The sequence below is a fragment of the Ruegeria discodermiae genome, assembly GCF_030758345.1.
Taxonomy (GTDB): domain Bacteria; phylum Pseudomonadota; class Alphaproteobacteria; order Rhodobacterales; family Rhodobacteraceae; genus Ruegeria_C.
In genome coordinates, this window is record NZ_JAVAMO010000006.1 from 81,727 (window position 1) to 102,182 (window position 20,456).

Genomic DNA, 20,456 nt, shown 5'->3' on the forward strand with positions numbered 1-20,456 from the left:
TATTGAACCGACCGTCAGACTTCAGCGCTTCGGAATTGCGCGCCATCCTGGAGGGGCGCAGTGACCGTCTAGCGGTCGGGACGGCCCTGGCCTTGCTTGCAGGCCAGCGACATGCTGATGTCGCTTACGATCTAGCGGATGTGTTTCAGGATCAAACGCGGAATGCGTCATTGCGTGCCCAAGCGGTGCGCCTTTTTTCCGGAACCAGGCCCTCAAATCTGACCGAAATTCTTGTCCGGACTCTTGCGGACCCAGAAACAGCTGTTCTTCGCGAAACTCTACGCGCGCTCGGGCGTCTGGGCGATATCTCTGCGCGTGATGCCATCAAGCGCGCTGAACGCTGTTCCAACGGACGGGTGGAGCGTGACGCGAAATTTGCCGTGCTCTTGTTATCTGCCCGACATCACCTGAAGGGCGCAGGCTTTGCTGGCTGGCCATGTGAAGAGCCGGTGAAGATTGATGATGATTGCGGCGAGCTTGCGATAATCCGTTCAGCGCGAAAGGTCGATGTCCGCGCAGCTTTGAGCGCGTTCGAAGACGATCCAATGGATGTTTCGTTTGTTCCCGGTGATGCGCAGATCATCGAAGGGCTGGGACTGGACTGGCAGTTTTTGCCAGTGCGCGGCATTGCGGAACAACTCTCTACAGCACCTGAGGCGCCGGTGCTGATGGGTGTGCTCGCGGAATGGGATCCCTCTGATGACAAGTGGTTTGAGGGCTATCTGCTTTTTGCGGACCCTGCCGAGGACAAAGGAACGTGGCGGCATATGGCTCTGATTGATACCGCCTCTGAAATCGTTATGAGAGGTCGGCTACAACAGCGCAGCGGGTCTTGGTATTTCGAATTCGATACGACCTCACCAACTATGTTGCAAGCCAATATGAGCGGCGAGATTTGTGACGGACGCTTGCAGCTCGTCAAGATGCTCTATCGTTCCACCCTAAAGGGACGCCGCAGGGCGGACCTCATATAATTGGTGTTTCATGACTATGGAAAATGGATGCCAGAGCGGGAAGAACCCGGATTCCTGTTGTCGGAACGGGGCCAGCAGTTTTCGGCATATTGCTTTGCAGATCAGCGCGTTCCGCGTCAGGTGATCAGAAACTCAAACTGTGCATCCGCAATATAGGAATTATCCGGTCCGACGGGGGCGGAGGTTGTAAACCATCTTCGCACGAAGTGAAGGTTCATACGCCAGTCGCCGTTTGGCAAGGCGTTGGCGCTCGTTGGCAGCAGCAGGACTTTCGACTTCTCGGCGTTTTGAATCACGCGCAGCGGTGTGGTGTGCCATTCCACGCGAGATCTGCCAAGCCACTCAATGATCCGCCCGAACCGGTCGAAACGGATGATCGCATCCGAGAGGGCGGCGCGATCCTTTGCCGACAGTTTCGGGGGCTTGAACCGGGTGATCCTGCCGGTGGTTTCGTCTGTGACCGTCAGCGAGTTGTTTGCAAACTCCAGCCGAAACGTATCCTGGCGCTTGTGGCCAGGGGCCAGTTGCAAAGGTTCGGGTCGCTCAAACAGGCGCCGACCGAAGGTGCCCAGTCGCGGAAGTTGGGATGTTGGCAATGTCCGACTGATGGCCCGCATCCTGAACGGGCCTTGCCCGGGCAGATCGAACCGACGGGGTGGACGAATGACGGGAGGGCGCGCAAAGGGGAGACGATCGAAAATGGTTGCGATTGAATCGCGGAGCCGACCTCCCAGATCGAAGTCGATGGGGGTGCGGATGACGACGCGGCGTTGAAGCGACAGGGATATCTCTTCCACAAAATCCATCGGCTCCGGCGACTCGAGCAGGAGCCAGCGATCGGACCCGTTCGTTGCCACATCCAGATGCAGCCGGTCGGTTGTTTCGCGAAGCGGTTGAGCCAGAGCGGCAGCGGCTGCGTTAAACACCCGTTCGCGTTCTGCATCGTCGGCGTCAGGTGCCATCGCCGCATCTATCTCTCCGCCGAGCCTGGGCATAAGCGTGGCAAGGCTTTCTGCGCCGCTTCCAATCGCGATGGCGCCGGGCTCTCCAGCCGAAGCGATATGGTCCTCGAATGTCTCATAGGCGCTGGTTTTGAAGTCAAACCCGACCATTTCGATCCCGCGCACCACAAGCGACCGTATGGCTGCGTCGCGAGCGCCAATCTCGCAAAGACCCCCGGCCCGATCCTCACGGTCAATGCTAAGAGCCTCGCCACCGGCTCGCACCCGAATCCGGTCGGCAAATGTGTCAATCTGCAGGTTTACGGTGTCACTCAGGTTCGAAAGCGCCACCGATCCAAGAGCCGCGCCGCCGCTTGCCGGGCGAGCCTCGAGCGTGCCGGTGTCGCCCGCTCCGCGTGACAGCAGGAAGCGCAGGCCGCCGCCATCATTGCCAGAATCGACCAAAGCGGCGGCGCTGATCTGGTCGCCGGTTTCAAGATCAGCCGCAAGTTCCAGATGCAGGTAGTCCCAATCCGCTTCCCCGAAACGCGCCGTCGCCTCACCCGTTGCCCGCAGGAAACCGTCTTCGACCGCCCAGCTTCCGGTCGTTGTCAGGAACGCAGCCAGATCAGCGGTTTCGAATGGTTTTCGATCTACCAGCGGGCTTCCTTCGAGCCGCATTGAGGCTCGGTAGGTCGAGCGCGATTGCCATATTGGGCGACCGCGCGCATCGAAAGGGTCAACGCCAAGACGCGGGCGGGTTTCTTTCCAGTGTTCTTCGGGCGTACAGGTCCCGGTCCCGGCATCTGTCAGATCCCGCAGCCGAAGTTTGAGCTCATCGGTGGCGAGCGCGAAGACAGGATCCCTCAGAACGATGGCGAGGCGTGGAAGAGCGCTGGCGCGGCGTTCCAGGAACCATTCCCTGCCCTCAAAGCTGCTTTTGGCACTTTGCTGATCGGTATTGGCCTCAAATGCTGTTGCAACTGTCAGTGTGACGGGCAGGCGGTAGCCGAATTCATCTGTTCCGGGCAGTCCGGGGCCGAAGACTTTGAGGTCGGATGACAGCACGAGATGCACGCTTTCGGATCGGTAGAGCAACCCTCGCCCACCTGCGCGCGCATCGACGACATGGGGCTGCAACTCGGTTCCCGGTTCGGAGGTCTCGTTCAATCCCGGTGGGCCGGAGGTCTGGAAGCGCACATGCTCCGTTACCGGTTTCTCGACCCATTCGGTATCAGAATGGCGCACGCCGATCTGGGTGGTGATCGCCACCTCATATTCATGCTGCGGAAGGAAGGGCGTGACGTCGCCGTCGCCCTCGCTGTCGGTACGGTCGCAGCGATCAGCGTCCGCCTCCGCTTGCGCTTTGTCGTCCCAGGTAACACACTCGACCCAATCCAGCACAAAGGCGTGGTGGATCAGGAGTTTCTCGGTTTCGTCTTCCTGGTCATCGAACGAGGGTGACAGATAGACCGACAGGGAGCGGAAAGGTTGACCCGGCGCCACCCGCAAAGTCGAGAAAGCGCTGCCGCCTGAAATGGCGTCTATGTGGTTGAAAACCATGTCACCTTCGGCATTTCGGGCGATGATGACCAAATCAAGCTGCCGCCCTGCCGAGGTGAAATTGAGCGCGGCCTCATATAGGTCTTCTTCCGAGGTCAATGACAATACCGGTGCGGGTCCAAGGGCAAAGCTGCCCACCTGCGGGCAATCTGCTCCTGGCCGGGCTGGTGGCACCACCACATGGGCGCCACCGCGCACGCGGATTGGCGCGAATCCATCGCGTTCGATCCAGAACAGCGCGCGGGCGACGCCAAGGGGCTCTACGCCCAGCGCATCATCGCAAAAATCAAACCGGGCCACGTCGGGTTCGCGTCGTGCGCAGCATGGGAACGCGGGGTTTTCGGTCAGGATTTCGGCGTCGGCGGCAGGGTTGGAGTAGCCGACAGAGAACGGGGTCGATCCATTCAGGATCAGTTTCTTTGACGCCGTCTTGCCGCCGGTACGGGTATCAAGATCCCAGTTCCAGCGGAACTTGCGCGTATCAGCCGCAGAGGTGATCTGTTCGACAGTCTCCCATGCCCCGCCAGCAATCGGGCGGCGTCTGACCTCAAGTCCGGTCAGGTGATATCGCGTGGTGAGTTTGACGTCGTCATCACCGGTGCTTTGTACGCCAAGATCGGGGTCGATTTCGCCGATGCCAAGGCGATCTGCGACCATGGCCGAGAACCGTATCTCCAGCTTTCCATGCAAAGGCAGCGGTGTGGCCGCCCCTTGCCAGGCCGCGCCGGAATTGGGGAGGTCGTCATGGCTGAAGAGGGCGGGCGTCTCGGAGCCCGCGAGCCCGTCGAGCCGGTTGACCTCTGCTTTTGCGATGCCCTGCTCGGACGATCCCGTCGCTTCGAGAAGTGGGGCCGTCAGCACCCCACGCGCAGGGGGTTCGAGGCTTCCTTCGACAACCTCGCAGGTGAATGAGACATCGGGCAGGAACCACGGCGTTTCGATCCGGAAGGTTGCGCGAAAGACGAAGAAATCCGGTGTATGGGCCAGCCAATCGGCCAGCAGTGACATCGAGATACCAAAACGCAGGAATCCGAAGAGCGTGAGCGCAAAACCCGCCTCAAGCAAAAGCCGCGCCACGAAGTCGCCGGTGCCCGAGGCCATCCAGCGCAGGATCGCCAAAAGCGACCCCCATCCCTCTAGGCGCACGACCCGGATATCTCCGAGGATTTTCAGCGAGAAGATGAAACCGACGCTAGTATGTTCGCCGTCGACCCATTCGAAACAAAACGCGGCGCGGATCTTCAGTTCAAAAATGTCGCTGAGGTCAATCTCGATCGTTGCCCCAAGCCATGTATCCTGCTTCTCGATCCGCCCAAAGGCAACGATACCGGGCTTGTTACCGAAGGTGAGTTCCCCGCCCAGCTTGATCTTCAGCTGCTCCGGGAAGTTGTCGATGAGTTCCTGCAGATCAATGTCGATCTTGATCTGCAGGACAAATGCGTCCCGCTTGAAGTCGTACTCGAAGATCCCCAATGCGAGTGGTTTCTTTGCCTTGAACAGAAAGAACTCGACCACGATGACAAGCCCGGCGGCCTCTTCGCTGTCAAAGCCCAGCCCGAAGGCCACCAGCTTGCAATTGTCACCCACGCCCGGGAAGCCAATGCCAAACCCTGCGCCGAAAGCCCAGGCGCCGTTTTCAGGTTTCCACTGCGACAGCCCGCGGTTCTCGGCGATCGCCGTGGGTCGTGATTTCTTGAGCCAGGAATAGTATTTCAACTCGCCCGCTTCCCGGTCTTCCGACTTGAGCTTTGGCGTCAACGCGTCGGCATAAAGCGCTTCGATCTGCTGAAGTTCCATGGGCCCCATGGGGATGGCGCCAAACAATACGACCTGAAACAAAAGATAATTCGTAGCCGGATCATCCGGCGGAATCCTGTCGCCCCAGAAGACGTCACAGGACAGGCCCCACTTGTTGCCCCCGCAATAAATGACGATCTTGCCGCCGAGGCCGTGTTCCTTGATTCTGGTTCCATCAGGCAAAAGTTCGTTGCGGAACAGCCCGTGGATCGACACCTCGACCACGTCTTCCACCTTCAACTCGGCCCCGAAACCGTCGAGCTTGAAGCCCGGCGCGTCCGGGTTTCCCGCCAGCGGCCCGCGTAACCGCGTGAACCAGACCTTGCCTTCGAATGGCGACGTGTCCTGCCGAATGCCGCCCGAGATACTGAAATAAGTGGCGCCATGTTCCGCGACGAGACCCATCTCGTAAATCTCAAGCGCAAATGGCCCCACGGTCAGAGACGCGCCGTTCGGGCTCACAATGTTGCCCGAAATATCGCCGCGATCCCAGCCGATATCGGTCAGCGCAACTTCGAAAGGCTTGCCGTCTGGAGTTTCCACGTCAACGGGGCTGTCTTCGCTTTCTTCATCGGGCTTTTCGCGGATCAGGATGTCACCAAGAACCTGAACGGCTTTGCCCGCATCGGGCTCGTCTTTGGTCAGCTCCTGCAGCGAAACGCCTGCGCGCAATCGCATGATGTCGAGTACGATCTTCCACAGATCTAGATGGATAAGCGGGATGTCTTCCGACCCGGCAGGTGGCAGCGGCCGGGCGACGCTGACCCTGAGGACGTCGCCATCGATTAGGCCGATCTCGAACTCCCATCTGTTATCGTCATCATCTCCGAAGGCGACCGAGATTCCGGCCTCAAGGCTCAAGCCTTCGATTAGGTCTTTTTCGATATCGGGAGTGCGGAAGTAGAGTTGATTGAAGAAAAGGCTGGCGCTGTCGCCAAGCGGGATGTTGATCGGCGCGCCTTCGAAGGTCAGGTGATCTTCGAGCGATTCACCGGGGTCGATCACGCGCCTGAGCCCGATGGTTCCATGCCGTGGGATAGGCGGGAGGAAGAGCGCGGGCAGAACCACATCCTCAAGCACGAGTTCCGCATTTGGATCGATATGCAGCGCCTCCCCCAGGCTCGCCATCGGGCTATTTTCGGCCTCCCAATCCACTTCGATCCCGCCAAATCCAAGACCCCCTCCCGCGATGGGCGGAAAGTCCCCCGCATCCATCGGGCGGACAATCCAGTCATGAACATTGAACGCGCGCCCCGGCGACGCAATGAAAGTCAGGTCGTGCACCGCCTTCATGGGAATGCCCATCAAGCGACAGGGACCAATTGAGATCGGCAAATGTGCTTCCAGCCGCAGCGTGCCCTCGGGCTCGATCAGCAGGCGGAAATCGCGTTTGATGACAGAGCGGTCGGCGCTCTCGGTCAGGGTAATATCCTTGTCGGTCTCGCGCAGGTCTTCATCAGGATGGGCCGCAAGCAGGTCGGCGGGCAGAAGCACCTCAAGGGGAAGTTCGTCTATGTGCAGCGTGAACGCCCCGGTTGGCTGGATCGCAAAGTGGAACTTCGAGGACCAGTCGATTTCGCCCGCAAAGGCAAACCGGATCGAAGGGAAGATGCCGCTGACAAATTCGGTTCGGGCCGGAACAGTCACCAGCTTCATTTCGCCCACCAGGCTCACCGTGCCGTCGGCGCCGATGTCAGTCGCGGCGTCGTGAATACGGACGGCGTTATCGATTTCAGCCAAGATGCCTGCGATATCGCCACTACTATCAGGCGGCCATTCGGTGTTGATGAACTCCCGCGGCCAGGCGCTGCCGAAACTCAGGAAAAGATCCGTGAACCTCATGGCGCAACCTCGCTCGACGGATCGATGAAGCTATCAAACAGCGGCTCGGAATTGGTTCCGGCAATAACCTGGCCCATTCCGGTTGCCGCCTTCAGTATGAAGCCAAGCCCCGCCAGTTTCGACGAAGACGCCGTGAAGTCGGCCTGCACATCGAATTCGGACCGATAGGGTTGGGCTGCAAATGGGCTGAAGCGGTTGCCGACCATAAACTTGCGGTCAAACAGGTCAAGATTTCGCGAAGGATCCGCGAATGCCGTGGCACCGAAGGATTCAGACACGCCTGCCAACTCGCTCCACAGACGCGTGCGCAATTCGCGAATCCAGTTGTTGCCATGGGCGAGGTCTTCGCGCAGCGCGAAGATGTTGCACTCGCCGTCAGAGTAAAACCCGCGCCGATTGAGGTTTGCCGACCCGATCGATGCGAAACAGTCGTCGATCAGCATCATTTTGGAATGCACATAGATACCTGCAAAGATGCCCGCAGTGGCAGGGGTGTGTTTTTTGTGCTTGGCGCGTTTTGTTCCCTTGGCGTCGTCGAACAGATTTGTTGTGTCGCCCCGATCGACCCTCAGACGAACGCTCACGGTCGTGGTTGTTGCTGCGGCTTTGCCCAGAACCCGCATCGCCTCGTTATCGACGACCAGCCAGAACGGTGCATCCGGAACACGAGAGGGTGGGCCGACGGTAATCTCGTCGCCGGTGTCCTCGACATCCTCCATCAGCCAAAGCCGCCCGACGGCGGTTGTCCGGTTGGTCTGGCTGCGCGAAAACTGGCCGCGCATCGTGCCAACCTTCAGCCGATCGCCCCAGGCGGCTTCGAGATCCATGATGAAGTTCTGCCGGGGGGCGAAGCCAAAGGGTTGGTCCGGCGTTTCGGGCACCACGATGATAAGCGGGCCGGACACCCATGCCGCAGCAGCGACAAGTGCGGCGCGATATTCAAGCGGCGGGGTCAGGTACTGGTCTTCGATGTAGATGTATCGCCGGGCGCGCCGTATGGCGGCCAGCGTTGTGTCGAGAATGGTCCGCTCGCCGGTTGCGGCGTAAGGAAGGGCACGCGAGGCATCCGTCGCCGACGGGCCAAAATAGGTGCGTGCCACCTGAACGATGTCGGGCCCATCTGTCGGCAGGCCAGCCAACGCACCCGGAGTATCGATCTCAAGCCCCGTGCCGCCGGTTTCGGCCCATCTCTCGGAAAACGTCCGGGCCAATTCGCCTGCCGCCAGACCGTCAACACGGGCGTGCACATCATGGTAGGGCGCGCGCCTGCCATGATCGCGGTCATCAAGGCGGTTGGGGTTCAGGTCAATCCCGCCGCAATAGGCGTGCAGACCGGCATCATTGCGCAGGACAGCTATTTTCTGGTGGAAGGCGTTGAAGCGTTTTTGCGCTCCGTGGACCAGCGAAACGAACTCATTCGACGGCACACAGGCGGGGTTGTCGGGACATTCGGCAGGGTAGGGATCAAGATGCGCCTCCACGCCGGGCAGCGCCGCAAGCGCGTCAATGGCCCCCCGGTTTGGCTCAAGTTTTTCGAGGATGTCGTTGAGGCTGCCTGCCCCGAAGAAAAGCACGGCCGCAAGCGCCTGGGTATGGCCAAAGAAGCTGAGCTGATCCCAGGATTTTGAATCCTGGAAAAAAGTCGCAATACCTCCGGCAATCGCGAGGATGAGGGCCGCAACGCGCGCGCCAACTTCCACATCGTCGAGGAAACCCGGTTCAAGTTGCATGAATTGCAAGGCGAGAAACCGGGCTTCCGCCCCGTCTGAGCTGAGCATGTCGGTGACATCAATCAGGGAACGGTTCGGTAAAGCCGAGGCAATGGAGGCGAGTTTCGCGGAATGATCGATCGCATAGCCTGCAAGATAGAGAAGCGGATTGGGGCTGCCCGGCGGGACAGGCAAGGTGGTCGCATGGAGCTCTGTAAAGAGGTGGTCGAAAAACTCGGGGCCATTGATGAAAGGCGTCACCCGACACCCGCGATTGAAACGCTGGAGCGCCGTTGAACCTTGCGGCGCAAACCATTCATTGAGCGACGCGAAATCGATATGAGCCTCTGTCCCCGTTAAGGGTAACGCGCCGGAGGCCGCAGCACCGCTGGGCGCGCGCGCGGTGATTTCCTCGCCGGCAGCGGCAATTGCCAACGTGGGGGCAGCACCTAGGCCAGACCGGGCGATCCCGGTTGCGGACAGGATATCCCCGCGATGGCTTGTATCGAGCGTGGCGGTGGTCGTTCCGCCGGAATGCGTCAGCGTAACCTCGCGACCTGTGACAGGCGTTCCGCTCGGCTCCAGCAGCCGCATTGGTGCTGCAATGCTGTCCATGGAGGTGACAAGATCCGCAAAAGACGTTTCCGCGATCCCGGCTGCGGTCAGCTTGTCGCGAAGATCGCGCAGCACCGCAAGCGTATCAAGGCCGGGGGCCAGCGGGTAAGCGGCGACGATTGATAGCCCATCGACCGAAATCGCCGTCCCGCTGGTCAGTTCGATGGCGGTCCCGCTCGTTTGGCCCTCGGACGGAAAGGCGTCGCTGGCAGCCACTGTCGGGTCGGTGAAGCGTAGCGCGATCAGCGGGTTACCAAGAGTCAGCAGTGCCAATAGTGCCGGGTGTCTTGCGGGGTCCGCCGCACGCCCCCAGACCCAGTGTGTGGTCCCGTTCTGATGATGGTTTAGCGGCCCGGTGAACGGATAGACAAACCCTGTTGACACGCCCGTTAGGTTAACAATCGCAAGCGGGCGCACGACAGGTTCCGTTGCCCCTGCGGCCCCGCGCGCAGTCGAGGGAAAGGCCGCCTTCAACTTCTTGGGCAAATCGGTTGCCAGGCCAAGGTCCCAGGTCCAGCCTGTGCTCGATGTCAACGGGCTCCTCAGCATTATACACCCTCCGCCGGGTAACCGCGGAAGGCGTGAAGAGGGCCGACAAGCCGCGATGGCACCCCGTCCGCGCTCACGGCGTAGGCCCACACATGGAAATGGGCACGATCTGGGACCGCAAATACCTGGCTGACAGTGCCGTCCGCGATCGGAGTGACTTCGGTGGATGTCAAAAGCGTCCCGCGATCATCCCGCACAAAGAAACGATCGCTGATATCCAGATCGGGCCGATTGCGAATGGTAGACATTTCCGCCCTCGCCACTGAGACGCGCGAGTCGTTGCTGGTCACCAGAAAGACCCGTGCGCCGGACCCGCGAACCTGCAGGTTCACTGTTGCGATGCCCGCTTGCAGATCAAGGCCCGTCAACTGAGGCAGAATTGCACGCGCGGGCTGCGGAATTCGCACCACGAGTTCTAGCACCTGCCCCTCAAGCGACGCTCTGCCACCAGCGTCGAGTGCCCTTAGTCGATACACCCACCGACCTGCGGAATTGGGAAGCATGTCGCGCGTCGAGATGGACGGGTTTGCGTCCGCAACAATTTGGAACTTCTCTCCGATATCGGTAAGCCGCGCCGCCGCGTGTGCCAGAAACCGGTCCGAAATCGCGCGCTCCGAAGCTTCTATGCGCAGGGCCGCCTCGTCAGAGGGTGACAGGGCCCAGGGCGTCTTGGCACCGGCACTGTCCATAAGGCTGATACCGCTGGCCTCTATGACGATCCTCGGCAACACGGCGCTGGCTGGCGCCCGTTCGATGCGCATCCTGGGTTGCGCTGCGGGGGCTGCGGATGGAAGGTAATTGGCCGGTTCGAAGTCCAGATGCACCTGATCGGCGCCAGCGCGGTCGAGCGTTACAGAGGCGACAGGTCCGAGATCGGCGATGGCGAGCGTCGGGCGTCCACGGTAGCGCGCTATCACCTCACCACCTGAAACCGGACTCTCGTTGCCGGGCCTCGGGGAGGGTTCAATCGCCGCGCGCCTGTCTGTGACGTATGGCTCTCCATCGGCGGCACTAACACCAAAGCTGCGAATCTGGCGGCGGCTGGCAGGCGACACGCTGATCCAGGCTGCGGGAAGGGCGATCTCGTAGCTTTCGGTTGCCTGCGGGTCCGCCGGAAGCGGCACGCGCGGCACAGTCCCGAGGCGATTATCCCAGGCCTCCGGGTCTTCGGCTCCGCCATCGGTGCGGATCAGAGTCATAATTGTGCCAACCGGGCTGCGGCTTGGATCGGCTGTTGCGGGTTCAAGGTCGATGATGGCTGATGTGCCAGCCCCATGGGCGGCGATCGAATAGGCCAGCCCAAGTATCACCCGCGTGCCGACAAATTCATTTGCCTCAACCGGTCGCGACAGATTGCAGCTAAGCCGCCAGCCACCCGATGCCAGAGCAACAGGTGCGGAGGTGATCGTCGCGGTGATATCGGCCAACCGGCCCTCTGCGCCATATATGCGAAACTCCTCGACTAGGGGATCGAGTTCGCGCTGTTGTGGCCCCCAACCCCAGGTCAGAACGACAATGTCGCCTTCCGCGTCTACCCGCGCCCTTTCGGCGGGTGTGAGATCGGGGTCAGTGGCCTGCAAAAGGCGAACCTGAACGCCGGAGGGCGTGACCAAACTGTCTGCTTCGGTATCGGCGGGCGTGGGGCTTGGCGGTGCGATGGGCACAGGCGGGCGCGTGCGCTTTTCCAAGCGCGCGGGCGGGGCCAGCGCCCTGGCGGATGCGCGCCCAATCGCGTCGACGCTTGATATGCCATAGGTGACATTTGTTCCCAAAGGCGGAGGTATATCATCGAAGGCGTCGATGGCTCGGACCTCGGCAGCCTCGGCGAGCCCGGTTGCGTTTGCCGGAGGATAGACCGCAAGCATATCGGACCCGGGTACAAGCGCTTCGGTTCGGGGGTCGCGATTGCGTGATGGCATGTGGAGCCCGCCCGCCGCATTGGGGGGAACAAAGGGCTGACCGTCCCAGCTGCGCTCAAGACGATACCCTGCCACATCAGTGGGCGGCGCGGTGCTTGCATCCGCAGGCCACCAGTTGAGAATTCCGGGATCCATCCGAAGCGGGGGCATCCACGACACCTCAAACCCGATTGTGTCGTCGCGTTGTTGACGGCGCGCGGTGCGCAGTGCGCTGCCAAGGTTGATCGCCTCGATATCTGTCGGGGGGTCAGGAGGGGCGGTCGCCTGAAAGCGGATGCCTCTGATGAATTCGGATATTTCGACCGGCTCTTTGGGATCAAGCCCGGGTGCCAGCGGGCGCGGCATGAACCCGGAAAAGAACCCTGGACCCTTAACGAGAATCTGCTGCACGGGTGTGCCGAAATCAAATACTGTCCGGCCATTGAGCGGCTCAACGATGGTTGTGACCGGCGCATGGCTTACCATGCCCGTCAGCTCTAGTGCACCGTCCGAAAAGCCGTCCATGGCGATCCGATCGGTTGGTTCCGGCAGAAACAGCCAGAGCCCATCGCATCGGATACCCTTCCAGAGGGGGATCGGCTCCTCTCCCGCTTCTTCAACCTCAACGACCGGGTTAGCAAAGCATAGCAGTTCAAGATCACCGAGGCGGAAATTGCGGGGCAGGGATTGGCCACGCGGAACGGTGTGAAAATCATGCCTGGCCTCGTCCCGGTCGGCCCGAGGCACATGGCCCGAAATCCGGTAATCGTAGGCCTGACCATCGGTGAGATCGAACCTGTCCAGGAACCCGAAGCCAAGCGCCCGGCGCCAGGCTGGATCGACGGCGGTGGCTGCCAAAACAAACCCAAGCGGGGTCGTATCCCAATTGCTACGCTCTGCGTCCGGGTCATGCGAGGTGACATGGAAGGCGGCTGCATCGAAATGCCTGCCATATGCCACATTACCGTATCGCGAGACCTCTGCGAACTCACCGTTCAGCGGATTTGGCTGCGCCCGCGTGACGGCGAGAGCTCTTTCTGAGTCGAGATCTGGTGTTGCTGGATTAACGGCTTGGAATGGGACCTGAATGTCGGTGGCGATAACTTGCGCACCTTCCCAATCGGCCTTCTCCACTTCTGCGCCACAGATCCGCAGCGGGGATCTAGGGGTCGGCGTCACCACCCAGATGATCGATATATTGGGTCCGGTCAGCCTGCAGGCAGATCCGACGAAGGCCCGGCCCTCGACAATTGTGCCATCGGCGCGGGCCGCAAACGCTGCGATGGCGTCTGAACTGTTGAGGCGCAGGTCATCATGCGTCTGACGCAACACGATCCGATAGGTCCAGGGCCCGCTGGCCGGGTCTTTCTGATCCGTCGGAGTTGCCCAAACCCGCGCTTCGATAATGTCGGTAAACCCCTGAAGTCGGGCGCGTTCGAAATCAATTGGCGTGATATCAAAGCATTGGAAGCGTTCCTGATCTTCAAAAACCTTCCGCTCGATTGTGAACCCGTTCAAGGCGTAGCCCGTGGGATAGGGCGGCGTCCAAATCAAGTGGATCCCGTCCTGATCACCGCCATCGCGATGCGCTATCGCGTAAAACCCTAACAATTCGTTTTGTGACCTCTGCAAAAAAGCGTGGTCTTATATGATGGCCGGTCTTGGGCTCAAAAAAACATCCAACAGAGGCCAAACTGCCCCACACCGACACACAACTTATACCAGAAGATTGTATTTTGCGCCACCAACTCCGGCATTGCTCTTCCACGTCCAATCCCGCAGTGGAGCCAGCGACATTCCTTCATCAGCCAACAGCATACCCAGAACCGCCGGCTATTCCCGGTCGCTCCACCCGCAAGGGCCGGCCCTCAGACATGAGGGCTGGGTGGGCTGGGCTATCTGACCGGGAGTCAGCGAATGGTGGTGCAGGCGAGGTCGCGGGTCAAAAAACAACGCCCATCACAACCAGTGAAACGATCAGGAACAGGATTGTCATGACCCCGCCGCTCTTCACAAAGTCAATCACTTTATAGCCTGCCGGTCCCATGATCAGTGCGTTCACCTGATGGGTTGGAATGAGAAAGGAATTTGATGTGGAGATCGCCACTGTCAGCGCAAAGATCGCCGGGTCGCCTCCGGCGGCAAAGGCGATCGAAACCGCCAGAGGCACGAGCAAAACCGTGGCACCAACATTGGACATGATCAGCGTGAAGATGGTCGCAAGAACGGCAATGCCAGCCTGAAGCGACCAGATTGGCCAGCCCTCCAGAAGCGAGAGGATTTGCTGAGCAATCCACGCCGCTGTGCCTGTAGATTGCACGGCCTGTCCCAGCGGGATCAGGCTGGCAAGGAGAAACACGGTGCTCCAACTGACGGCATTGTAAGCATCGTCGATATCCAGAACCTTCGTCAGGATCATCCCCACCGCCCCGGTCAACAGGCACAAGGATAGGCGCAGGTCGGAAAACAGGATCAGCCCAAGGGCGACCAGGAAGAAAATAAGCGCCCAGATCACCTTCTTGGGGCGCAGCTCTTCCTGCGGGAAATCGGTGGTCACCACCACAAAGTTGCGGTCGCGCGTCAGCCGGGTGAGGGCTTCCCAGGTGCTGTGAATGACCAGTGTATCGCCAGCGTGAAAAGGCACCTCGCCGACCGGCGTGGGCGCGTGATCTTCGGTTTCCACATAGCTCATGGTTTCTTCATCGCGGTGGATGGCGAGCAGGCTGGCACCGTAGGTTTTGCGAAAGACCAAATCATGAGCGCATTTGCCGATCACCGCTGATCCCGGCGGGATGACCATTTCGGCGACCCCTGATTTTGTCGCTGCATAGTCCTCGGCAAAGACATCAAGGTCATCATGCAGGATGAAACCGCCTTCTTCCACCATCTGATGGATGACCCTTTGGCGGCCGAGAATCGCCAGGCGGCAGGGTGCCGTGATCTCGGTCTGAATAACGGGGGCAAACCAGCGCTGTCCGTGATAGGCGCTGCCGATCACGTATACATGATAGCGCTGCATCAGATCATCAAAGGTCTCGCCGACACAGGGATGCCCGGCGGGGATGGTGACTTCGAAGATATCGGTCTTCAGGCCGTAGATGTTCTTAAGATAATCCTTCAACGATTGCGCGCTGGTTCCGTCGCCGGTCTTGTTGCCCTTTGGCAGAACCCAACGGCCAAGGAAGGTGAAATAGAGAATACCTGTCGCGACCAGACATATGCCGATGGGCGTGACGGAGAACAACCCGAACGGAGCCATCTGCTGATCTGCCGGTAGCGACTGGTTGGCGCTGTTCAACAGATCGTTCAGCAGGATTAGAGGCGAAGATCCCACCATCGTCATGGTGCCGCCGAGAATGGCGCAAAACCCCATCGGCATCAGCAATCGGCTCAACGGCAGTTCGGTGCGCACCGAAATCCGGCTGACGACCGGCAGAAACAATGCGGCAGCCCCAACGTTTTGCATGAAGGAAGATATGATCCCGACCGTGCCGGAAACGATGGGGATGATTCTGGTTTCGGTCTTGCCGCCCCGTCTCAAGATCAAGGCCGCCACGTTGCTCATCAACCCGGTCTTGTCCAGACCGGCCCCGATGATCATGACGGCAATGATCGAAACGACGGCGTTCGAGGCAAGACCATCAAACAATCGGCTAACGTCGGCAAGTGAGCCAAGGCCTGGCAACTGGCTGAGAAGCCCCAGCAGCACCATGACCATGATCGCCGCAAAATCAATGCGAACGACCTCCGAGACAAACAGAAAGACGGTAAGTGCCAGCAGGCCAAGTACCACTGACATTTCAAGTGTAAGACTGATCGTTTCCAATTCGCGCGCCCTTTTGCCTTTTGTTACTATCCACATGCGGCTTGGCGCAACAAAATTTCAAACCGTCTGCTTTCGCAACACCGTGCTAATCCGCAATACGCCTACAGCAACTGGATGTGCTGTGGTCAAGCAGGCATTGATGGCTTGTGACAACTGGTGGCTGATAGACCTACGCGACTTCAGGTCGGCTCTCATCTGGCATGGTGCCGGCGGCAGCTTCATTCGCATGAGTGACAAGTGGAACCCGGACGGGACGTGTTTCAAGTGGTCTGACATGTAGTCGTTTCAAGACGATTTGAGCCTCGCCATCTGAATTGGTCCATCGCTATGTTTACCGGAGATCGCGAAGGGTGCCCTGCGAAGCGCTTTAAAATACACGTGGTGCTAAGTGATGTTGTCTAGCCCCCATGTTCTGGGCCATTTCGGACTAGAGTTTCGGGGACTGGTGGGCGCATGTTGAGGGTCTGATGGGGTCGGGTGTGGTTGTATTGCCTGAGCCAGCAATTGATCACGATCTGTGCCTGCTTGGTCGTTGTGAACCAGTCGGAATTGAGAACCTCGCGGCGGAGCGTTCCATTGAACCTCTCGTTGTATCCGTTCTCCCAGGGAGAGCCCGGGTAGATCCGGATCGGGTTCACACCGACCTTCTCGAGCCAACTCTGGGTTGCCCGTGAAGAGAACTCTGGGCCGTTGTCGCTTCGAACGAAATCAGGCTTTCCGTGGCGCAGGAACAGCCCGTAGAGAACCTCCAGCACATCTTCAGAGCCCATGCGGGTCCGAACTTCCACTGCAAGCGCCTGGCGGGTGTATTCATCCAGAACCGTGAGCATCTTGTAGCTCCGCCCATTGCTCAGCTTGTCGTGAACGAAATCGACGCTCCAGACATGGTTGGGATGCGTCGGTCGGAGCCGAATGATCGAGCTGTCCTTGTGGTAGAGGCGACGCTTCTTCTTGTGCCGCTGCGGGAGTTGCAGACCTTCCTCCCGCCATAGCCGTTCTACCTTCTTGTGGTTGACACGCCAGCCCTCGACCCGAAGCAGCTGCGCCACCTTACGGTAGCCATACCGGCCATAGCTCTTGCCCAGACGGATCATGGCCAGTCGAAGAGCATCATCGTTCTTCTCTACATTCCTGGAAAAGAAACTCGAATGGTGCGAGGAGGCTGTGCGCGCCACTTCCAAGCTTGCAGTGGCGCGAGAGGCGAGCGCGCGAAATGAGACTGAGTTCTGGCAGCTCTATTGGGGTGTAATGGGCATGATCGAAAACGACTCAGTTCGGGACGCGATGGTGGCCTTTGGTAGAGAGCTTAAAGAAAAAGGCGGAGAACCGGGCGATACCGACTTTGATCCCACGAGTGCTTGGGGACTGACGGGCCTTTCGCTAGATTTGGCCCACGCGAGCAGGGTTGAGCTTGCTAGTGAGTGGTCTCCACATTGGCGCAACTAAGCCAAGCTAACGAACCATCCGTCTGTCGCGCCGCCACGGGCGACAACTTCAAGCAGCCCCTCAGGCAATGCGCGTTGCAGCCCATCAGCTTCTTCCCAAGGCGCTGTCAGCCACGTCTCAAACTCTTCCGGCGTTTGCAGGATCACGGGCATGGCCTTAGGATGGATCGCACCCACAACGTCGCTTGGTTCTTTGTTCAGCTCGATTCTTTGGTCAGAAAGCCGTATCCTAACCAGGTATTATTGGCTGAATGGGGGCTTCCTGTGCCTCCCAAAGGGCTTGAAAGTCGGCAAGCCCGAGTGTCGCCAAGGTGACGTTGTCTGGACCTAGTATTTCGTAAATAACGTCATCGGTACCCCGATTGCTGAACCACGCAATGCAGTCAACATCGCCTCCGCCCTCTGTATGAGGTGCGCCGCCACCGGGTTTTTCAACGAAGCTTGCCGTGGGCCGAATTTCGGTTAGTTCACCGGCCTCGTTGTAGAGGCGAAGTTCTCCTTGGATAATGAAGGTGCTGTAGTCAGCATGGTGCCGATGCAAAACAATCCTCTCGTTTGCGGAGAACTTTAGAAGTAGGTCCACAATCTTTGCGTCAGGATCAACTTTCAACACATGGTACCAAACATGATCGATACCTTCGAGACTGTTCCATTTGATGTTGGATTGATCAAACATAGCTTCACCCTGAGACGCTGACGCTGCGGTGCTACCTGCTGCAAGCGAAGCTGCGGCAGTGCCGATCCCCCTCAGGCCCTCACGCCGCGTTATGTTAGTTTTCTTCATGGCTTCCTCCCATTTGGATCACACTCGGAGAACTTAGTGACACTCTGTTCGCATATTGCGGCTTTGTATTCTTGCCATTTGGTGCCATTCTCTGATTACGGAGGGGGCAGAATGAAGGGCTACACGCGAACAAGCGCCCTTGGGCCGATATCTGACTTTGTCGAAACACGCGGCGGATCGATAGACCGCGTATTTCGAAACGTAGATTTGCCGCTAGCACTGTTGGAGAACACTGAACTCCCTTTGCCGCTGAGCGAACAATTCAATGTGCTAAGCCAGGCAGGACGAGAGATTGGTGATCCTTTTTTTGGAGCCTCTCTCGGTCGTCATGTGAGCATGAATAAGCTTAGCGCCTTCGGAGCTTGGGTTGGTGGAGCACCGACGCTCGCGGGAGCTATTGATCGTTCTGCGCGTGGGTTAAACCGATTCCTGCAAACGGCTACGGTGTTGCGGTTCGAGGTCTCTGGAGAGTGTGCAAGCTGGTCAATCGAGTTCCTTGATCCTGGAAGTGACGGGAGATTCCAGAACGAGCTTTTGGGCGTCAGCTATCTGATAGATGGAGTGCGCATTTTTGCTGGCGGTGATTGGTCTCCCAGAGCAATCAGATCAACTTGTGTTGGCCCAGAGCAAGCTGCAAAACTTGAAAACGTGTTCGAAGCGCCAGTGACACACGATGCTGCTGTTTCGGCTGTTGAGTTTGATGTGCCTCTGCTTACGGCAACTGGTCTGAGGCGGGAGAGTCCGGACTTTGCTACGGAGCCGCCGATCCCGAACTCGATTGGCTGTCGCGAGGATGTCGCAGCGCTTTCGGCAATCGCATTACTTGAGAGATATCCGAAAATCGACTGGGTTGCGCGCAAACTCGATATGAGCCGCCGCACGCTACAGCGCACTCTAGACGCGGAAGGCTGTAGTTTTTCGACAGTACTGGAAGGGCTTCTGAAGGACCGCGCAATGGTTCTTATTCGATCAACCAAGCTTAGTCTGACCGAGATAGCACTCCAACTCGGCTATAGCGACGTAGCGCACTTCTCTCGCGCGTTTCGGCGCTGGGTAGGAACGCCACCATCGCGATATCGAGCTCAATTCTCTTGATTGCACAAGCAACTGAAATCGATAGCTAGACCTCATAGACTTGGAACCGACTTGCTTATCCCCGCGCACTACTGTCTTCCGCCTTTGGAACAGTTTCGCCGGGCAGCGCTCACCCCAACAGTCGTTCTCATTGCATCTACTCTTAGTTTACAGTCAGTCCTATTCGCGAGAGTGCCCCTGCCACTGCAGGCTCAGATGGGTCAATGCTTCCTTGGTCTTGCCAGGCCTTAATTGCCTCCTCCGTACCGTCAGAGCAACCTGCATCACGATCCTTCGCCATGATTACCAGCGCAGCTTCCTGTGGCGTCAAACCAATCGATTTGCACACCTGCTTGGAATAGGACAGATAGTCCTCTTCAAGCCTCGCTGGCGAGACGTTCATTGCGAAAAGGGCCATGTCTACGTGAAGGGGGTACAGCATCTCTTCTCCGTCATTCTTGTGTGGGATTTCAATCGGTGGCGCGATAAGTTTGGGGTCTGAAGATTTATCTTGCCCCAGCGTTTGATTAGGTCTGCTTAATGTTATTAACCGACCGAGACTTACTGGGTGCACAGGGTGGGACAACACCCAATTGTATCTCGGCAATTTCGCTTGTTACGGTCATATCGTCCGCAATATCCAACCCATTGACCAAGGACACCTAAAGCGAGGGGCACTATTGGCTACACTTGAGCAAACACCGACCCAGCAGCCAGTCCAATCGGCTGCTGCGAGAGCGCATGTCACCACAGCAAATACATGGTCAAAACGTATCCGCGATTGAAATAGCGCCCGAAACAGTGAGACTGACTATCGATACGACCGTTACGGTTGCAATGCATCCGGGCGTGGTGCCACCCTGTGCCGCCATCATGTCCAGTTCAGAGATTTCACCCTCGGCTGGCGCGGCGGTAATGTGCAGATACTTCACCTTCTCGGTATCCATCACGCACTTGATATTCACCCCATCGGGGATATCGCCACCCAGTTCAGCCAGCGCGGCTTTTGGGTTGGTGTCCAGAAGCGTCCTAAAAGCCGGATCGTTCCATGCCCGCTGATAGAGGCCGACAAGGGCTTCAGGGTGGTTCTTTGCCTTGCTCATAGTGTTTCCAATCGTGTCACTTGAAACTCGTTTACATCCAGATTGTGGCGTATGAGCCGTTAGGATTCGTGTGGACACGATTAATCCTGATTAACGTCGGCCCAATCCCCAACATCGTTTTGTCGCTACAAAACTGGTGGCTCATCGACCTGCGGGCGTTCAGGGCTGCACTGATCCGCCACGGAGCCAATGGCAGCTTCATTTGCATGGGCGACAAGCGGAACCCATACGGGACGTGCTTCAAGTGGTTCGATATCCGGTCTTTCCCGGATGATCCGCCGCTGGTGGTGGCCCACGGATGAGAGCGGCACCCTTTTTTTGCTCGACCGTGATCCA

The 20,456-nt window shown here is 58.7% G+C and carries 12 protein-coding genes; 4 read left to right on the forward strand and 8 right to left on the reverse strand.

Going from position 1 to position 20,456, the window contains the following annotated elements:
* Positions 1 to 35: 35 nt before the first annotated feature.
* Positions 36 to 974 (forward strand): HEAT repeat domain-containing protein, encoded by a 939-nt coding sequence (locus Q5Y75_RS15095; protein ID WP_306198907.1) that lies wholly within the window; start codon positions 36 to 38, stop codon positions 972 to 974.
* A gap of 116 nt (positions 975 to 1,090) precedes the next feature.
* Here Q5Y75_RS15095 and Q5Y75_RS15100 read toward each other — a convergent pair whose 3' ends face one another.
* The 5 genes from Q5Y75_RS15100 to Q5Y75_RS15120 form a co-directional block, all read right to left on the reverse strand.
* Entirely contained in the window at positions 1,091 to 7,117 is a 6,027-nt protein-coding gene (locus Q5Y75_RS15100; RefSeq protein ID WP_306198909.1) for a hypothetical protein, read from the reverse strand.
* Positions 7,114 to 9,975: a phospholipase D-like domain-containing protein gene (locus Q5Y75_RS15105; RefSeq protein WP_306198911.1), complete on the reverse strand. Its 2,862-nt coding sequence runs from the start codon at positions 9,973 to 9,975 to the stop codon at positions 7,114 to 7,116. The genes Q5Y75_RS15100 and Q5Y75_RS15105 overlap by 4 nt, the downstream gene beginning before the upstream one ends.
* Positions 9,976 to 9,989: 14 nt before the next feature.
* Positions 9,990 to 13,442 (reverse strand): thioesterase domain-containing protein, encoded by a 3,453-nt coding sequence (locus Q5Y75_RS15110; RefSeq protein ID WP_306198913.1) that lies wholly within the window; start codon positions 13,440 to 13,442, stop codon positions 9,990 to 9,992.
* A gap of 388 nt (positions 13,443 to 13,830) precedes the next feature.
* Positions 13,831 to 15,714, reverse strand: a complete 1,884-nt coding sequence (locus Q5Y75_RS15115) for an SLC13 family permease (RefSeq protein ID WP_306198916.1) — start codon at positions 15,712 to 15,714, stop codon at positions 13,831 to 13,833.
* Positions 15,715 to 16,112: 398 nt separating this feature from the next.
* A complete protein-coding gene (locus tag Q5Y75_RS15120) occupies positions 16,113 to 16,889 on the reverse strand; it encodes an IS3 family transposase (RefSeq protein WP_306198918.1) in 777 nt (258 codons plus the stop codon).
* On the opposite strand from Q5Y75_RS15120, the gene Q5Y75_RS15125 reads away from it, so the two are divergent.
* Entirely contained in the window at positions 16,807 to 17,160 is a 354-nt protein-coding gene (locus Q5Y75_RS15125) for a hypothetical protein (protein ID WP_306199218.1), read from the forward strand. The two genes, Q5Y75_RS15120 and Q5Y75_RS15125, sit on opposite strands and share 83 nt — an antisense overlap.
* On the opposite strand, the gene Q5Y75_RS15130 is transcribed toward Q5Y75_RS15125, so the two are convergent.
* Both Q5Y75_RS15130 and Q5Y75_RS15135 read right to left on the reverse strand, forming a co-directional pair.
* On the reverse strand, positions 17,157 to 17,306 hold the full coding sequence (locus Q5Y75_RS15130; RefSeq protein ID WP_306198920.1) for a hypothetical protein: 150 nt from the start codon (positions 17,304 to 17,306) through the stop codon (positions 17,157 to 17,159). The genes Q5Y75_RS15125 and Q5Y75_RS15130 overlap by 4 nt on opposite strands.
* 82 nt (positions 17,307 to 17,388) lie before the next feature.
* Positions 17,389 to 17,943: a hypothetical protein gene (locus tag Q5Y75_RS15135; RefSeq protein WP_306198922.1), complete on the reverse strand. Its 555-nt coding sequence runs from the start codon at positions 17,941 to 17,943 to the stop codon at positions 17,389 to 17,391.
* Positions 17,944 to 18,054: 111 nt separating this feature from the next.
* On the opposite strand from Q5Y75_RS15135, the gene Q5Y75_RS15140 reads away from it, so the two are divergent.
* The gene (locus tag Q5Y75_RS15140) at positions 18,055 to 19,038 is read left to right on the forward strand and encodes a helix-turn-helix domain-containing protein (protein WP_306198924.1); all 984 of its coding nucleotides are present in this window, start codon (positions 18,055 to 18,057) and stop codon (positions 19,036 to 19,038) included.
* A gap of 743 nt (positions 19,039 to 19,781) precedes the next feature.
* On the opposite strand, the gene Q5Y75_RS15145 is transcribed toward Q5Y75_RS15140, so the two are convergent.
* The gene (locus tag Q5Y75_RS15145; protein ID WP_306198926.1) at positions 19,782 to 20,120 is read right to left on the reverse strand and encodes a hypothetical protein; all 339 of its coding nucleotides are present in this window, start codon (positions 20,118 to 20,120) and stop codon (positions 19,782 to 19,784) included.
* Between the two features lie 68 nt (positions 20,121 to 20,188).
* On the opposite strand from Q5Y75_RS15145, the gene Q5Y75_RS15150 reads away from it, so the two are divergent.
* The gene (locus Q5Y75_RS15150) at positions 20,189 to 20,422 is read left to right on the forward strand and encodes a hypothetical protein (protein WP_306198928.1); all 234 of its coding nucleotides are present in this window, start codon (positions 20,189 to 20,191) and stop codon (positions 20,420 to 20,422) included.
* Positions 20,423 to 20,456: the final 34 nt, after the last annotated feature.